Raw genomic sequence first — 14,513 nt, forward strand, 5'->3', positions numbered from 1 at the left:
CCCGCCGGCCGGTCACGTCAGTGACCGGGGATCACCAGACCCGACTCGTACGCGATCATCACCGCCTGGGCGCGGTCGCGCAGGTGCAGCTTGGTGAGCAGGTTGCCGACATGGGTCTTCACCGTGTGCTCGCTGAGGTGGTGGTGGGCGGCGATCTCGGCGTTGGACAGACCGGCCGCGATCAGGCGCAGCACGTCCGTCTCGCGGGCGGTCAGAGCGGTCACCGCGGCGGCCCGGACGGGGTCCGGATGGCCGCGCCGGTGCAGTTCGCCGATCACCCGGGCGGTGACGGCGGGAGCGAGCAGCGCGTCCCCGGCGGCGACCACACGAACCGCGTTCACCAGATCGGCTCGGGGAGCGTCCTTGAGCAGGAAGCCGCTGGCCCCGGCCCGCAGGGCCGCGTACAGGTAGTCGTCGGTGTCGAACATGGTCAGGGCGAGAACCCGACTCGGGGTGAGCGCGCAGACCTGGCGGGTCGCGGCGACGCCGTCGAGGACGGGCATGCGCATGTCCATCAGCACGACGTCGGGGCGAAGTTCCAGGGCGGCCCGCACGGCGGCCGCGCCGTCGGGGGCCTCGGCGACCACCTCGATGTCCGGCTCGGCGCCGAGAATGGTGGCGAACCCGGCCCGGAACAGGTCCTGGTCATCGGCGAGCACGACACGCAGCATCAGAGCACCGCCGGTGCCGACAGCGGCAGGGTAGCGGTCACCGTGAAGCCGTGGCCGTCGCAGGCCGGGCCGGTGTGCAGGGTTCCACCGCAGGCGTGGGCGCGCTCGCGCATGCCGACGATCCCGTACCCGGGGCGGCCGGTCTCGGCCGCCCGGTGGCCGCGGCCGTCATCGGTGACCGACACTGTCAACGAGTGCGCCGTGTGGTCCAGCCGGACGCGAACCGACCGGGCCCCGGCATGCCGCACCACGTTGGTCAGGGACTCCTGCACGATCCGGTAGGCGGCCACCCCGACGTCCGAGGGCGGTGCGAGCGTGGGCTCGACGGCACCCCCAAACGGCGAGACGGTGAGCACGGCATCGAGGCCGGCGGCCCGGACCCGCTCGACGAGGACGGGAAGGTGGTCCAGACCCGGCTGGTCGAGTGGTTGGTCGGCGGGTTCGTACAGGCTGCCGACCGCGCGGCGGAGCTGAACGACAGCGTCCCTACCGGTGGCGGCGATAGTGGCGAACGTGGCATCGGCGCGATCCGGCTGGTGGCGGACCAGCAGCGGACCCGCCTCCGCCTGGACGATCATGACGCCTACCGCGTGGGTGAGGATGTCGTGCAGATCGCGGGCGATCCGCGTGCGTTCGCGCAGCACCGCCGCCGCACGTTCACCGGCGATACGACGATCGCGTTCGGCGAGAGCCGCGGCCTGGGTTCGGCGGGCCCGCGTGCTGGTGCCCAGCGCGTACGCGAAGAGGTAGGCGACCGACAGGTAACGCAGCACCTCCACGTCCGGGCGAGGATAGAGCAGCGAGACCAACAGCCCGGCGGCGGTGAGCGCGATGCCGAGCAGGCGGATCGGCAGTGAGGCCCGCGCCGCGAACGTGTAGAGGCACACGAGCGGTCCAACCGGCAGCAGTGGGGGCGCGCCGAGCGAGGCCGAGACGGTCGTGGCGACTCCCACGACGAGGGCGACCCGGAGCAGCGCTCGGTCCCGCCACAGCACCGGCACCGACGACGCGACCGCGAGCGGCAGCACCCACCACGCACGTGGCCCACCGGCCAGCGCCGGCAGCACGGTCGCGGCGACGGCGGCCACGGTGACGGCGAGATTGACGTACCGCTTCACGTCGGCAGTATCGTCCGACCCGGCTCGCCGACGCCTCCCTCCACGGGACCAGATCGATCCCGGCTCGCACGGCGATCCGCTCCGGCCGCCCGCGCCGCACGCTCGACGGATGATGACGATCCTCGCCACGCTCCTGAGTGGCCTGCTCTGGCTCGGCGGCACCGGCCTGCACCCGGTCCCGGCGCTGACCTGGCTCGCCCCGCTCCCGCTGATCCTCGCCTCGACGCGGGTACGCCCGAGGACAGCGCTCCTCGCGACAGCCCTCGCCTGGTCGATCGGTCAGGGCGGCGTGCTCGGCTACTACCTCGGCACCCTGCGACTACCGGTTCCCGTGGTCGCCGGTGTGGTCCTGCTCGGCGTCGTCGTGGCGACCGGCACGGTTCTGCTCGCCCGCGGACTACTGCTGCGCGGACGAACCGCCCTCGCCGTCCTCGCCGTGCCCTCGCTCTGGGTGCTGGGGGAGTACGCCGCGTCCCGCTTGCTGCCGCACGGCGCCTGGTGGAGCCTCGCCTACACCCAGGCCGACGTCCGGCCGGTGATCCAACTGAGCGCGCTCACCGGCGTCTGGGGCGTCACCTACCTGCTGCTCGCCGTCCCGATAGCCCTCGCCGCCCTGCGCCCAAGCCCCCGGCCCGCGGTCACCTGCCTGCTCGTCCTCCTGCTCGGCGCCGGCGGGTGGTCGGCCTGGTCGCTGCGCCGTTCCCCTTACCCGGCCGAGCCGCTGACCGTCGGCCTGGTGGCCCTGCGGCAGCCCGAGGACGGGCTCCCGATCGACGAGCAGCCCGGCCGTGACCTGCTCGCCCGTTATGCCGCGCGGGTCGAGGGTCTGGTCGCCCGTGGGGCACGGATCGTCGTCCTGCCGGAGAAGGTGTTCGCCGTGACGGACACGACGATGCCCGTGCTCGTGGCCGCGCTCCAGCAGACCGAGGCCCAGGTCGTCGTCGGCGCGGTGCGGCATCAGGCGGACAGGGCGAGCAACGTCGCACTGGTGCTCGAACCCGGCGGGACCGTCGCGACGTACGAGAAACAGCATCTCATCCCGGGCCTGGAAGACTGGTTGACGCCGGGTGACGGCGACGTGCTCGTGGACGGGCGGTTCGGCGTCGCGATCTGCAAGGACCTCGACCATCCCGGTCTGGTCCGGGGGTATCGGGCGCAGGGCGCCTCGGTGCTGCTCGTCCCCGCCCTGGACTTCACCTCCGATGGATGGCTGCACGGTCGGATGGCGCTGGTCCGGGGAGTGGAGAACGGGCTCGTCGTGGTCCGGGCTGCGGCGTTCGGCCGGCTGACGGTCACCGACCCCGGCGGCAGGATGCTGGGTGAGGCCACCGCCGGCGACGCGGAGTTGCTGCTCGCCACCCCGACGTCGGGGTGGGGCACTGTCTATTCGCGTACCGGAGATTGGTTTCCGCTGTTGTCAGTGGCCCTGTTGGTCCTGGCCGTGGGCGGGGCGCGGTGGTGGCCGATTACCAGCGGTTCCAGTGGGCGAACGCGTCCGCGTCGGCCCGCGGACCGGGCTTGAAGTCGGTGCCCAGGGTGTACGCCACCGGGGTGAGGGCGACCTGCACGACAGTGTCGTAGGGGATGCCGAGCAGTTCGGCCATCTCCCGCTCGTAGCTGAGATGGCTGGTGGTCCAGGCGGTGCCGAGCCCGCGTTCCCGGGCGGCCAGCATGAAGCTCCAGAACGCCGGGATGACCGAACCCCAGGCCCCCGCCTGCCCGCGAACGCTGTCCAGTTCCGCGCGTGACTCGACCCGTAGACAGGGGATGAGCAGCAACGGGACCTCGTGCAGGTGGTCCGCCAGGTGCGCCAGACTGCCGGCGATCCGGCCCCACTGCTCGGAGGCGAAGTTCATCCGGCTGAAGGCCGGCCCGGTGCCACCGGACGCCGGTGGCGGCGCCATCAGGCCGCGTCGCCACAGACGGGCGACGGCCGCCCGGGTCTCGCGGTCCTCGACGAAGATGAAGTCCCAGCGTTGCCTGTTGCGGCCACTGGGTGCCTGAAGCGCGATGCGCAGACAGTCCTCGATCACGTCGCGGGGGACCGGGCGTCCCAGGTCGAGACGTTTGCGGACGGCGCGGGTCGTGCTCAGGACCTCGTCGGCGGACAGGCCCAGCGTGCGCGGCGGGTTCTTTCCGGCCGATATGGCGTCGGTCATGCGGGTGCTCCCACTCGCTCCGGCAGGTCAAGGTTGGCGATGATCGCGGGAAGGATGCCCGGAAATCGGTCGTTGATCTCGTCGGCCCGCAACTCGTGGCGACGGAAACTGCCGTTCGGCGTGACACGGAGGACGCCGGCCGCACGCAGGACCTTCAGGTGATGCGAGAGCGTCGAAATGCTGACCTCGGACAACGCGTCGAATTGGCCGCAGACGACACCGCCGGCCTGCGCCAACTGCCGTACGACGCTGAGGCGTACCGGGTCGGCCAGGGCGCCGAGCAGGGTGGCCAGGTCGACCGAGGTGAGATCGGGATGATGCAGGGCTCTCATGGACGCCATGCTAGCTTTCATTTCGTGATTTCGAAAATAATCCAAATGATGAACGGAGCACCGGCATGTCTGTCGACACCGTGATCTTCAGCGGGGAGGGCCCGCACGCCGACCCCTGGCACCCGCTGGCCGAAACCAGCGCCACGCTGGCCCGGCTGATCGGCGACGAGGGTTCGGTAGCGATCGTGACAGCCGTCGACCAGCTCGAGGTCGCGCTCGGCGGCGCGCGCCTGCTGGTGGTGAACGCGAGCGCGGACCGCACGACCCCGATCCCCGAGGACGAGATCTTCGCCCGCGTCCTCGACGACTTCCTGGCCCGTGGCGGCAGCCTGCTCGCCGTGCACAGCGCCACTATCGCGTTTCCCCAGCTGGCAAGCTGGCGTTCCGCGGTCGGCGCCGCCTGGGCCCACGGCCGGACCTTCCACCCGCCGATCGGGCAGAGTCTCATCCGGCGCAGCGGCGTGGAACACCCGATCAGCGCCGGGCTCGGGGACTTCGAGGTCCACGACGAGCGCTACACCGAGCTTGAGCTGGTCGACGGCCTCGACATCGAGCCCCTCTACGTCCACGACGAGGGCGGCGACACCCACCCGCTGGTCTGGGCGCGCACCCTCGGGAGCAGCCGGATCGTCTACAACGCACTCGGCCACGACGTCCGGTCGTACGAGTCGCCGGGGCATCAGGAGTTGCTGCGCCGCATCGTGGCGTGGCTCCGCCACGACAGCTGAACGCTCGGCCGGACAACCGGCCGAGCGCTCGCCTGCGTGGTGCGGATCAGTTCAGGGGTTGGTGGCCCCTCACGCCGCGGAGGCCGCCTTCGACCCTCGGTGCGACGCCACCGGGCCGGCGTTCCAGCCCCAGCGGGGGGCCGGTACCGCCGCGTCGCGACGCCCATCCGTGTCGACGTCGTCGCTGTCGGTTCCGTCGCTGGCCAGCTCGACCGAGGCGGGCGCGCTGCGCGCCAGTCGCAGCGAGTGCTCGGCGCCGGTGCGGGCCGCGCACGGCCAGGACTGCCCGGCGCACTGGAGGTTGCGGCACTGGCCCTCGTCGTCCGGCTCGTGTGCGCTGAGCACGTCGACCGCCAACTGCCACAGCAGCGGGTCGGTCACGTCGTGCGGGCGCTCGGCGGTGCGACTCGGTCGGTTGCTGGTGTCGTCGGACATGGTGGGCCCCCCTCGTCAGGCTGTACCCCACAAGGGTCACCCGTCAGCCGCCGGCTAAACCGCCGACCTGCTGTGATGTGTCTCTGATCGCAGCTCGACCGCGGACGCCGCACGCTTATCGGTCAGTCCGGCAGAAGAGGCATCTCCACGCCCGGCTCCCGGCCGAGCAACACCGCCCGAGTGAGCGCCGCTGATCCGAACCGGTCGCGGACCGCGTCGACCGCAGCGTCCAGATCGGACCCTGGGTCCGGCTGGAACGGCAGCTCAGGCTGCACCGGGTTGTCGTCGAGGTTGCCCACTGAGACACCGATCAGTGTGATGCCACGGCGATCGATCTCGGGCAGCGCCGCGCGCAGTAGCGCACGCGCGGCGGCGAGCAGCGGCGTCGTGTCAGCCGTCGCCTTACCCACAGTGTGCGAGCGGGTGGCCCGGGTGTAGTCGCCGAAACGCAACCGCAACACCACTGTGCGGCCGGACCGCCCCGCCGCCCGCATCCGTCGGCTGACACGGTCGACCAGGCCGGCGAGGACGGCGTCCAACTCGGTCGAGGCGTGCGGGGTGCGACTCAGCGCGTGCTGCGCGCCCATCGAACCGCGCCGTCGCCCCACCTGCACCGCCCGGGGGTCGCGATTGTGTGCCAGCGCGTGCAGATGCCGGCCGGCGCCCGCACCGAGCAGTGACACCAGCGCCGCCTCACCGAGGCGGGCCACCTCCCCGACGGTACGGATCCGGCGTTCGCGCAGCTTGGCGGCCGTGACCGGGCCGACGCCCCAGAGCCGTTCCACAGGCAACGGGTGCAGGAACGCCAGCTCGGCGTCCGGTGCGACCACCAGCAGGCCGTCCGGTTTCGCCACCCCGCTGGCCACCTTGGCCAGGAACTTCGTGCGGGCCACCCCCACAGTGATCGGCAGGTGGACCCGGTCGCTGACCTCCCGGCGCAGCCGTTCGGCGATCTCGGCCGGTGCCCCGGCCAGCCGCCGCAGACCACCCACGTCAAGGAACGCCTCGTCGATGGAGAGCCCCTCGACCAGCGGTGTGGTCTGCCGGAAGATCTCGAAGACCGCGCGGCTCGCCGCGGTGTACGCCGACATCCGCGGCGGCACGACGATCGCGTCGGGGCAGAGCCTGCGCGCCTGCTGGCCGCCCATCGCGCTGCGGACGCCCCGCGCCTTCGCCTCGTAGCTGGCCGCGAGCACCACGCCGCCCCCGACGATCACCGGCCGCCCGCGCAGGCGCGGGTCGTCGCGCTGCTCGACCGACGCGTAGAACGCGTCCAGGTCGGCGTGCAGGATGCTGGCGCCGGGCGACACGTACACATGTTCGCATGACGCCCGGTCAGTGCGGCAGTGAGCTGGGCGAACGCTCGGTCAGTCGAGGCAGAACTCGTTGCCCTCGGGGTCGGCCATGATGAGATGACCGGCGCCCAACGGGGGAGTGGGCTCGTGCCGACTGAGTCGCTTGGCACCATGCGAGACGAGCCGTTCGGCCTCCGCCTCCAGGGCCGCCATCCGCTCGTCACCCTCCAGCCCGGGGGCCGCGCGGACGTCGAGGTGGACGCGGTTCTTCACCTGCTTGTGCTCCGGCACCCGCTGGAAGAACAGCCGTGGTCGCGAGCCCTCGGGGTCGACCACCGCCGACGCGTCGTTGCGGTTCTCCGGCGGCACACCCATCGCCTCCAGCGCCTGGTCCCAGGACTCGAAGTCTCCGGGTGGGGCCTGCACCTGGTAGCCGAGCGCCTCGGCCCAGAACGTGGCCAACCCCGCCGGGTCGGCGCAGTCGAACGTGATCTGGACGTCGCGGGTCACGGCGAATCCCTGCTTCCTGTTCTGGTCGGTCATGAGCCCAGCCTCTCCCTGATAGCGGACAGTTTTGTTCCGCTATCCGTGCAACGATCGACTGGTGACCGTCGAGGCGACGACCGAGCGGGTGCTGCGCCTGCTGGCGCTGCTGCAACGACGTCTGTCCTGGACGGCTGCCGAACTCGCCGCCGAGCTGGGGGTCACCGACCGTTGCGTGCGCCGCGACGTGCAGCGTCTGCGGACGCTCGGCTACCCGGTGCACGCGGTGTCGGGCGTCGGCGGCGGCTACCAACTCGGTGCGGGCACCCGGCTGCCGCCGTTGCTCCTCGACGACGAGGAGGCGATCGCCACTGCGGTGTCTCTGCGCCTCGCCTCCGGAGGCACTGTCGCCGGGGCGAGCGAGGCCGCGCTGCGGGCACTCGCGAAGCTCGACCAGGTGATGCCGTCGCGGCTCCGCGCCGAGGTACGGGCGGTGCACGGCTCCACCGACACCCTCATCGGCCCGGTCGCCGAGATCGACGCGGAGCTGCTGGTGACGCTCGCCCGCGCCTGTCGGGACGGCGTGCGCGTTCGATTCCACTACCCCGACCGGGACACTGGTGAGCGGGAACGGACGGTCGAGCCGATCCGGATGGTCACTACCGGCCGCCGCTGGTATCTGATGGCCTGGGACGTCGACCGCGCCGACTGGCGGACGTTCCGGCTGGACCGGATGCGGGCTGCGATGGCGACGACCTGGCGTTTCCCGGCGCGCGAGCACCCGGATCCCGTCGCCTTCGTGCAGCGGGCCGTGACCGGTGCGCCGTACCGCTACCTCGCCCGGGTGCGGGTGCACGCCCAGCCGGAGCGGTTGCGGGAGGCGGTCCCACCGCAGGTGGGGCGGGTCGAGGACGACCGCGACGGATGGTCCGTGCTGGTCGTCGGCGGCGACAACCTGGACTGGCTCGCCGCGCATCTCGCCCGCCTGGATCACGAGATGGAGGTGCTGGAGCCTCCCGAGCTGCGTGAGGCCGCGGGCCGGCTCGCCCGTCGCCTCGCGGTGCTGGCCGGTGTGACGTCGGGGCCTGGCGCGCGGTGACGCAGCGCGTAGTGGCGCAGCGACACCTGGCTGCCGTCGGGAGCGGTCCATGGTGCCGTGCTGGTGCCGACACACCGCCATCCCGCGCGCTCGTACAGTGCAGCGGCCGCGGTGCCATCGCCGGCCAACTCCAGCACCAGGTCCGTTGCGCGTTTGTCCGCCCACTGGCGGGCCCGGTCCAGCAGCGCGCTGCCCAGCGCCAACCCACGGGCTTTCGGCACCACGAAGAGACGAGCCACCTCGGCCGTCGGCCGGCCGGCCGGCCCGTCCACCTGACCGGGGATCCGATGCACCGCGACGTGTCCGACAATGGCCGCGTCGGTGTCGACGGCGACCCAGGCTCGCGCCGGGTGCGGCTCGCGCAGCCAGCGGTGTGGGTCGGCGGGCCAGTTCAGCGGGTACCCGTCGACCCGGTGAACCTCGGCGAGCGCTGCGACGCAGCCGTCCAGGTCGGTGGCGCGCCGGCGGCGGATAGCGGGTCGGTTCACAGGTCGTCGAACGGGCTGGCGTAGCGGAACTCGCCCCGGATCGACTCGCGCCACGCGTGCGACGGCCGAGCCATGAAGTACTGCGGCCCCCACGGCTGCGGCGGAGTGACGCCCAGCTCGACGGCCGGCCGGAACCCGAAGCGCGGATAGTAGTCGGGATGCCCGAGCAGGACCACCAGCGGTTCGTCCCGCGCGTCGGCAGCGCCAAGGACCGCGTGCATCAACGCGCTGCCAACACCGCGCCGCTGCCAGGTGGGCAACACGCCCAGCGGCCCCAGGCCCAACGCCACCGGCGCACCGCCCACCCGGCTGCGGGTGGCCACCACGTGCCCGACCACCCGGCCGTCCGAATCGGTCGCCACCAGGGAGTACGCGGGCAGCCAGCCCTCGTCGGCTCGCAGCGCGTCGACAAGGGTCGCCTCGACCGGTACGCCGTCACCGCCGTCGGCCTTGGCGAAGGCTGCGGAGTGCACCGCCCGGATGGCGTCGACGTCGGCGGGTGTCTCGCGTCTGATCAGCACCGCGCCACCATAGACGCGGCGTGTCGCCAGCTCCACGCGTTTATCGCGGTGCTTCGCGGACATGGCGGGGAAACGCTTGATGACTGTGAGTCATCACGATGTCGCACAGTCATCAAGCCGATCCGCGATCGGGGCTTGCGACCTGAGCGACAGTGGCCCAGCCGCGGCATGCAGGCTGCCCCCGGGCCTGGGACCACTGGCCGCGCTGGCTGGGCGGGCGTGATCTCAGCCGACGGCGGTGGCGGAGGGCGGGGCGCTGCCGCCCTGGGGTGCCTCCGGGACCATCAGCCGGATGATCTCCGTCTGGTCGGCGGGCGAGGGCAGCCCCCATTCCGGCCGGTACCCGTACACCTCGTGCAGTGGGGTGGAGCCGGTGCGGCCGTCCAGAATCTCCACGGCGTCGGTGCCGATCAGGCCGGGGTGTTCGACGCCGCAGGCCTCGGCGACCCTGGTGAGGTCCCGGCGCAACGTCCGCAGGTAGTTGGCCGCCCGGACCGACTTCAACGTCGGGTCCAGGCCCCGGGCGAGCCACGCGTTCTGGGTGGCGACGCCGGTGGGGCAGGTGTCGGTGTGGCACTTCTGCGCCTGGATGCAGCCGATCGCCAACATCGCCTCCCTACCGACGTTGATCAGGTCGCAGCCGAGCGCGAACGCCACTATGGCGTTGTCCGGCAGGCCGAGCTTGCCGCCGCCGACGAAGACCACCTGTTCGTGCAGATCGTGCTCGGCGAAGATCTTGTAGACCCGGGAGAAGCCCTGCTGGAACGGGAGCGACACCGAGTCGGTGAAGATCAGTGGTGCGGCCCCGGTGCCGCCCTCGCCGCCGTCGATCGTCACGAAGTCCACACCCCGGCCGGTGTCCCGCATCAGGGTGGCCAGCTCCTGCCAGAAGCTCAGGTCACCGACCGCCGACTTGATGCCGACCGGCAGTCCTGTCTCGGCGGCCAGCAACTCCACCCAGTCGAGCAGGCTGTCGCAGTCGGAGAACTCGGCGTGCCGGGACGGGCTGACGCAGTCCTGACCGGCCGGGATGCCCCGGGTGGCGGCGATCTCGGCGGACACCTTCGCCCCGGGCAGCAGCCCACCGAGGCTCGGCTTGGCGCCCTGGCTCAGCTTGATCTCCAGCGCCCGCACCGGTGCGCCGGCGACCAGGTCCTTCAGCCGGTCGAGGCTGAACCGCCCGTGCTCGTCGCGGCAGCCGAAGTACGCGGTGCCGAGTTGGAAGACCAGCTCACCGCCGTTGCGGTGGTACGGCGACAGGCCGCCCTCGCCGGTGTTCTGCAGACAGCCGGCGAGCGCCGCCCCCTTGTTGAGCGCGGTGATGGCGTTGCCGGAGAGCGAGCCGAAGCTCATTCCGGAGATGTTGACGACCGACTCCGGTCGGAACGCCCGAGCGCGTCCCCGTGCCGCGCCGAGCACCTTCGCGCTGGGCAACCGCACGTCGTGACCGGCGGTCGGTGACGACGGCGGCACGGCACGGCCGAACGTGCGGTGCTTGATGATCGGGTACCCGGGGGTGTATTCGATGTCGTTGTCAGTGCCGAAACCGAAGTAGTTGTTCTCCTGCTTGGCCGACGCGTACACCCAGCGGCGTTGGTCGCGGGTGAACGGCCGCTCCTCGTTGTTGCCGGCCACGATGTACTGCCGTAGCTCCGGCCCGATCGTCTCCAGCAGGTAGCGGGCCCGGCCGAGGACCGGAAAGTTGCGCAGCAGCGCGTGGTCGCGCTGGATCAGGTCCCGCGCGGCGAGGGCCGCGACGGCGGCGGCGACAGCGGGTACGGCTCGACGGGCCCAGGTCATGCCCGGGAACCTTTCCGGCGGAGCGGCGGATCAAACCGGTGAACCGGTCTGGTGGCGGTGCGGGTGCGCCCCGCACCGCCACCACGCGCTCAGCGGTGCCGGAACGACTCGCGGACCGATCCGCCGACGATCGTGCACCACGTGCTCGTGCTGAGCTTGCCGTTGCGGGGCAGACCGTGCAGCGCCTGAAGGTCCTGCACCGCCCTCCGGGTGGCGTGGTCGTACGCCCCGGTGACGGTGACCGCGTACCCCTTGGTGGCGAGGATTTCCTGCACGGCCGTGACCGGCGCTCCGGCGGCGTGCTGGTCCAGCTCAGGCGCCAGGGTCTCCCAGGTCGGCGTGGTGAGTGTGGCGTCCACGTCCACAGCGATGCCGTTGCGGGCCTGCCAGTCCTGCACCGCCGCGACGGTCGCGGCGTCGAACGTGCCGCTGACGGTCACCGGGTAGCCGCGGTAGGCGAGCAGGTGCTGCACCACCCGGACCGAGGGGGAGTTGACGAAACGCCACAGGTCCGGCCAGCGGCGCGCCGGCACGTCACCGAGCTTGGTGCCCAGGGCGGCGTGCACCCGCCGCCGCAGCTCAGGGAACTGCCGATAGAAGGCCGCGCCCGGGCACTCGGTGGTGCGGAAGTCCCAGTGGCCGAAGATGTCGTGAGCGTGCAGCCCGTACTGGCGGCAGATCGCGACGCAGAGCTTGACCAGCGAGTCGGTCAACGCCTCGGGTGGCGTCTCGGTGACGTAGGTGCCCTCGTTCTCGATGCCGATGGCCCGGCCGTTCTCACCCGGACAGTGCGCGGAGATCATCTGTCGGTCGCCGGCTTCGAGGCGCTCCAGGCTGCCCCGGCGGCCCTCCAGCACGTACCCGCCACGGCTCACTGTGAAGTGCTGGCCGGTGTCCGACCAGCCGTTGCCGTCCATGTGCAGGTCCTGGCAGTCGTGGGCCAGCTTGACCGCCTGCTCGCGGGAGTAGTCGGTGACGTTCGGGAACGCCATGTGGTGCACGATGATCTTGTTGGTCGCGATGGCGCTCACCGACAGCGGGTCCTTCGGCGGGCGGGCGGCCCACTCGTCACAGCTGATGATCCAGTCCAGGTCGGTGCCCGGTGCGGCCTGCGCCGCGCCCGGGAAGGCGAGTTCGCTCCCGACGACGGCGACCGTGGCGGCGCCGAGACCGGCCCGCAGCAGCGTCCGGCGATCCACTTCGGAATGGTCGACGTGCATTGCATCTCCTCCTGCGGCCGACGGCGGGGGATGAAAAGTAGCTCCAGTGGCCGCACGTACTCCGGAGAATATTGCCAAGACTCGTCCCCGCGCTAGAGGGGAGGACGCCCACCCCGACGGGCAGCCGAAACCGGTGGCCGAAAGATCAACGTTCCGCTAACCTGGCCGCTGACTCGGGGGTGGAAGATGAAACTTGGTGAGGCGCTGACCGAACGCGCCGAGGCGGCACGACGGGTCGAGCAGCTGCGGACCCGGATCAACGGCAGCGCCCGGTACCAGGAGGGCGAGCTACCTCCGGAGGACGCCACGGTACTCATGACCGAGTTGGACCAGGTCCTCGACAACCTGGAGACGCTGATCCGGCGCATCAACCGGACCAACGCCACGGTGCCGGTCGACGACTTCGGAACGCTCACCGACGCGTTGGCCCGGCGGGACGTCCTGCGACTGCGGCACGCGGCCATCACGGCGGCCGCCGACGCCGCCGCCGGTAGCGGCCGTGGTCACGTGGCCCGGCAGCTCCGCTCCGAGCTGAAGATGCTCGCCGCGTTGCCGGTCGCCGAGCTTCGGGAACGCGCCGACGGGCTCGCCGGACAGCTCCGCGAGCTCGAGGTGCGGATTCAGCGCACCAACTGGGAGGCTGACCTGCTGGACTGACCTACCCCAGCAGCGATGTGGAGCAGGTAGCCGTCGTGGAGGCGTGTACACACAGGTCCGGGCTGTAACCCCGGCACCCTTCTTGGCGCGCGGTGGGCAGCGCGGGGTTCAACTCCCCAAGCACAATGCAGCCCAGCACCGAGGACAGGTAACACCGCAACACGCACACCTCATCACCACGTACAGATCCTCGACGGCGAGGGCGGGTTCGGGGCACTCCACATCCGCGCGGCCGCGTGCTGTTCGCTCACCAGCACCCCGGTCTGGAGGGCGACCCCGCCTGGTCGGCGTTTCCGCGCGTCGGGTCGGGGGTAGGTCCGGGGCTGACCGTTCCGGCTGCCCCATTTAAGGAATGACCAGATGAGTGACAACGTCAGCGACGCGGTGGGCGACGCTCTCCGCTCGGTGATGCTCTTCCTGCCCAAGGCCGTCGCCTTCCTGGCGATCCTGGTGGCCGGATGGCTGATCGCCAAGGCCGTACTGAAGATCGTGGAGAAGGTCCTCGAACGGGTGGGCTTCGACCGCGCCGTCGAACGCGGCGGCATCCGCCGTGCGTTGAGCCGCTCCCGGTACGACGCCAGTGACATCGTCGCGAAGCTCGTCTACTACGCGGTGCTGCTGTTCACCCTTCAGCTCGCCTTCGGCATCTGGGGCCCGAACCCGATCTCCGACCTGCTTGGCGCGGTGATCGCGTGGCTGCCCCGCGCCTTCGTCGCGATCGTCATCGTCGTGGTCGCCGCCGCCATCGCCAACGCGGTGAAGGACATCATCAGCGGCGCGCTCGGCGGCCTGTCGTACGGTCGGGTGCTGGCCACCATCGCCTCGGTGTTCATCCTCGGCCTCGGCGTCATCGCGGCGCTGAACCAGATCGGCGTGGCCACCGCGGTCACCACTCCGGTGCTGATCGCCGTGCTGGCCACGATCGGCGGCGTCCTCGTCGTCGGTGTCGGTGGCGGTCTGATCCGTCCGATGCAGAGCCGCTGGGAGTCGTGGCTGACCCGCGCCGAGCAGGAGTCGCAGCTGATCGCCGAGCACGCCCAGGCGTACCGGGCCGGTCGCCGCGACGCCGAGGCCGAGGCCGCCCGCCGGTCGGCCACCACCAGCGGCGCGGAGGCCACCCAGGTGGTCACCCGGCCCGGCGACGCCGACGCCACCCAGGTGGTGACCCGGCCCTCCGACCCGGAGGCCACCCAGGTCGTCCACTTCCCGGTCAGCTCCAACGCCACCCAGGCCGTCAATCGCGGTGCCCTCGACGACGTGACGCCGACGCCGGCCCGGCCTTCCGCGACCGACGACACGACTCAGGTGGTCGGGGGCTCGGCCGACTCGGACGTCACGCAGGTGGTGGGCACCGGCACCGACCCCGAGGCCACCCAGGTGGTCACGGGCGGCACCGATCGTGCGGTGCCCGGGCAGCGCACCAGCGACGACGGTGAGATCCAGCGTGCTGCGCCCCGCCGACGGTGAGTTGCACACCCGGATCGCCGGGCTCCGCGCCGACCTGGCC

Annotated in this window: 16 protein-coding genes; 5 read left to right on the forward strand and 11 right to left on the reverse strand. The window is 71.6% G+C overall.

The annotated features are described in order from the left end of the window. Nucleotides 1-17 precede the first annotated feature (17 nt). Complete coding sequence (locus AB0C20_RS15475) at nucleotides 18-671, reverse strand: response regulator transcription factor (protein ID WP_357191510.1); 654 nt, start codon at nucleotides 669-671, stop codon at nucleotides 18-20. Then, nucleotides 671-1,789 carry a sensor histidine kinase gene (locus AB0C20_RS15480; RefSeq protein ID WP_357568223.1) on the reverse strand — a complete coding sequence of 373 codons (1,119 nt, stop codon included), beginning with the start codon at nucleotides 1,787-1,789 and terminating at the stop codon, nucleotides 671-673. The genes AB0C20_RS15475 and AB0C20_RS15480 overlap by 1 nt, the downstream gene beginning before the upstream one ends. A gap of 109 nt (nucleotides 1,790-1,898) precedes the next feature. On the opposite strand from AB0C20_RS15480, the gene AB0C20_RS15485 reads away from it, so the two are divergent. Then, nucleotides 1,899-3,311 (forward strand): nitrilase-related carbon-nitrogen hydrolase, encoded by a 1,413-nt coding sequence (locus AB0C20_RS15485; RefSeq protein WP_357191515.1) that lies wholly within the window; start codon nucleotides 1,899-1,901, stop codon nucleotides 3,309-3,311. On the opposite strand, the gene AB0C20_RS15490 is transcribed toward AB0C20_RS15485, so the two are convergent. Both AB0C20_RS15490 and AB0C20_RS15495 read right to left on the reverse strand, forming a co-directional pair. After that, complete coding sequence (locus AB0C20_RS15490) at nucleotides 3,256-3,948, reverse strand: nitroreductase family protein (protein WP_357568224.1); 693 nt, start codon at nucleotides 3,946-3,948, stop codon at nucleotides 3,256-3,258. The two genes, AB0C20_RS15485 and AB0C20_RS15490, sit on opposite strands and share 56 nt — an antisense overlap. Further along, nucleotides 3,945-4,280, reverse strand: coding sequence for a helix-turn-helix domain-containing protein (locus AB0C20_RS15495; protein WP_357191520.1), 336 nt, complete (start codon nucleotides 4,278-4,280; stop codon nucleotides 3,945-3,947). Before AB0C20_RS15495 ends, AB0C20_RS15490 begins: the two co-directional genes overlap by 4 nt. A gap of 65 nt (nucleotides 4,281-4,345) precedes the next feature. On the opposite strand from AB0C20_RS15495, the gene AB0C20_RS15500 reads away from it, so the two are divergent. Continuing rightward, nucleotides 4,346-5,008 carry a ThuA domain-containing protein gene (locus AB0C20_RS15500; protein WP_357191522.1) on the forward strand — a complete coding sequence of 221 codons (663 nt, stop codon included), beginning with the start codon at nucleotides 4,346-4,348 and terminating at the stop codon, nucleotides 5,006-5,008. Nucleotides 5,009-5,077: 69 nt separating this feature from the next. On the opposite strand, the gene AB0C20_RS15505 is transcribed toward AB0C20_RS15500, so the two are convergent. From AB0C20_RS15505 to AB0C20_RS15515, 3 genes are all read right to left on the reverse strand, one after another. Then, nucleotides 5,078-5,443 carry a hypothetical protein gene (locus AB0C20_RS15505; protein WP_357191524.1) on the reverse strand — a complete coding sequence of 122 codons (366 nt, stop codon included), beginning with the start codon at nucleotides 5,441-5,443 and terminating at the stop codon, nucleotides 5,078-5,080. 122 nt (nucleotides 5,444-5,565) lie between these two features. Then, nucleotides 5,566-6,753: a DNA polymerase IV gene (dinB, locus tag AB0C20_RS15510; RefSeq protein WP_357568225.1), complete on the reverse strand. Its 1,188-nt coding sequence runs from the start codon at nucleotides 6,751-6,753 to the stop codon at nucleotides 5,566-5,568. 57 nt (nucleotides 6,754-6,810) lie between these two features. Beyond that, complete coding sequence (locus AB0C20_RS15515) at nucleotides 6,811-7,281, reverse strand: VOC family protein (protein WP_357568226.1); 471 nt, start codon at nucleotides 7,279-7,281, stop codon at nucleotides 6,811-6,813. 61 nt (nucleotides 7,282-7,342) lie between these two features. Between AB0C20_RS15515 and AB0C20_RS15520 the strand changes: the two genes are divergently transcribed. Continuing rightward, nucleotides 7,343-8,320 (forward strand): YafY family protein, encoded by a 978-nt coding sequence (locus AB0C20_RS15520; protein WP_357191531.1) that lies wholly within the window; start codon nucleotides 7,343-7,345, stop codon nucleotides 8,318-8,320. On the opposite strand, the gene AB0C20_RS15525 is transcribed toward AB0C20_RS15520, so the two are convergent. The 4 genes from AB0C20_RS15525 to AB0C20_RS15540 all read right to left on the reverse strand — a co-directional run bounded on the left by AB0C20_RS15525 (nucleotide 8,212) and on the right by AB0C20_RS15540 (nucleotide 12,349). Then, the gene (locus AB0C20_RS15525; protein WP_357568227.1) at nucleotides 8,212-8,808 is read right to left on the reverse strand and encodes a GNAT family N-acetyltransferase; all 597 of its coding nucleotides are present in this window, start codon (nucleotides 8,806-8,808) and stop codon (nucleotides 8,212-8,214) included. The two genes, AB0C20_RS15520 and AB0C20_RS15525, sit on opposite strands and share 109 nt — an antisense overlap. Next, nucleotides 8,805-9,329: an N-acetyltransferase gene (locus AB0C20_RS15530; RefSeq protein ID WP_357191537.1), complete on the reverse strand. Its 525-nt coding sequence runs from the start codon at nucleotides 9,327-9,329 to the stop codon at nucleotides 8,805-8,807. The genes AB0C20_RS15525 and AB0C20_RS15530 overlap by 4 nt, the downstream gene beginning before the upstream one ends. 225 nt (nucleotides 9,330-9,554) lie before the next feature. Beyond that, nucleotides 9,555-11,129, reverse strand: a complete 1,575-nt coding sequence (locus tag AB0C20_RS15535; RefSeq protein ID WP_357191539.1) for an FMN-binding glutamate synthase family protein — start codon at nucleotides 11,127-11,129, stop codon at nucleotides 9,555-9,557. Between the two features lie 89 nt (nucleotides 11,130-11,218). Beyond that, complete coding sequence (locus AB0C20_RS15540) at nucleotides 11,219-12,349, reverse strand: N-acetylmuramoyl-L-alanine amidase (RefSeq protein ID WP_357568228.1); 1,131 nt, start codon at nucleotides 12,347-12,349, stop codon at nucleotides 11,219-11,221. A gap of 186 nt (nucleotides 12,350-12,535) precedes the next feature. On the opposite strand from AB0C20_RS15540, the gene AB0C20_RS15545 reads away from it, so the two are divergent. Both AB0C20_RS15545 and AB0C20_RS15550 read left to right on the forward strand, forming a co-directional pair. Beyond that, nucleotides 12,536-13,006 carry a DIP1984 family protein gene (locus AB0C20_RS15545; protein ID WP_357191543.1) on the forward strand — a complete coding sequence of 157 codons (471 nt, stop codon included), beginning with the start codon at nucleotides 12,536-12,538 and terminating at the stop codon, nucleotides 13,004-13,006. Nucleotides 13,007-13,366: 360 nt separating this feature from the next. Continuing rightward, the gene (locus tag AB0C20_RS15550) at nucleotides 13,367-14,473 is read left to right on the forward strand and encodes a hypothetical protein (RefSeq protein WP_357568229.1); all 1,107 of its coding nucleotides are present in this window, start codon (nucleotides 13,367-13,369) and stop codon (nucleotides 14,471-14,473) included. The last annotated feature ends 40 nt before the right edge of the window (nucleotides 14,474-14,513 follow it).

The sequence above is a fragment of the Micromonospora sp. NPDC048843 genome, from assembly GCF_040649965.1.
Taxonomy (GTDB): Bacteria; Actinomycetota; Actinomycetes; order Mycobacteriales; family Micromonosporaceae; genus Micromonospora; species Micromonospora hortensis.

What these genes read in the sequence shown, in the direction of transcription:
- AB0C20_RS15490 (WP_357568224.1), bottom strand. Translation starts at nt 3,948, where the DNA reads ATGACCGACGCCATATCGGCCGGAAAGAACCCGCCGCGCACGCTGGGC.
- AB0C20_RS15535 (WP_357191539.1), bottom strand. Translation starts at nt 11,129, where the DNA reads ATGACCTGGGCCCGTCGAGCCGTACCCGCTGTCGCCGCCGCCGTCGCG.
- AB0C20_RS15515 (WP_357568226.1), bottom strand. Translation starts at nt 7,281, where the DNA reads ATGACCGACCAGAACAGGAAGCAGGGATTCGCCGTGACCCGCGACGTC.
- AB0C20_RS15475 (WP_357191510.1), bottom strand. Translation starts at nt 671, where the DNA reads ATGCTGCGTGTCGTGCTCGCCGATGACCAGGACCTGTTCCGGGCCGGG.
- AB0C20_RS15485 (WP_357191515.1), top strand. Translation starts at nt 1,899, where the DNA reads ATGATGACGATCCTCGCCACGCTCCTGAGTGGCCTGCTCTGGCTCGGC.
- AB0C20_RS15550 (WP_357568229.1), top strand. Translation starts at nt 13,367, where the DNA reads ATGAGTGACAACGTCAGCGACGCGGTGGGCGACGCTCTCCGCTCGGTG.
- AB0C20_RS15500 (WP_357191522.1), top strand. Translation starts at nt 4,346, where the DNA reads ATGTCTGTCGACACCGTGATCTTCAGCGGGGAGGGCCCGCACGCCGAC.
- AB0C20_RS15545 (WP_357191543.1), top strand. Translation starts at nt 12,536, where the DNA reads ATGAAACTTGGTGAGGCGCTGACCGAACGCGCCGAGGCGGCACGACGG.
- AB0C20_RS15495 (WP_357191520.1), bottom strand. Translation starts at nt 4,280, where the DNA reads ATGAGAGCCCTGCATCATCCCGATCTCACCTCGGTCGACCTGGCCACC.
- AB0C20_RS15505 (WP_357191524.1), bottom strand. Translation starts at nt 5,443, where the DNA reads ATGTCCGACGACACCAGCAACCGACCGAGTCGCACCGCCGAGCGCCCG.
- AB0C20_RS15540 (WP_357568228.1), bottom strand. Translation starts at nt 12,349, where the DNA reads ATGCACGTCGACCATTCCGAAGTGGATCGCCGGACGCTGCTGCGGGCC.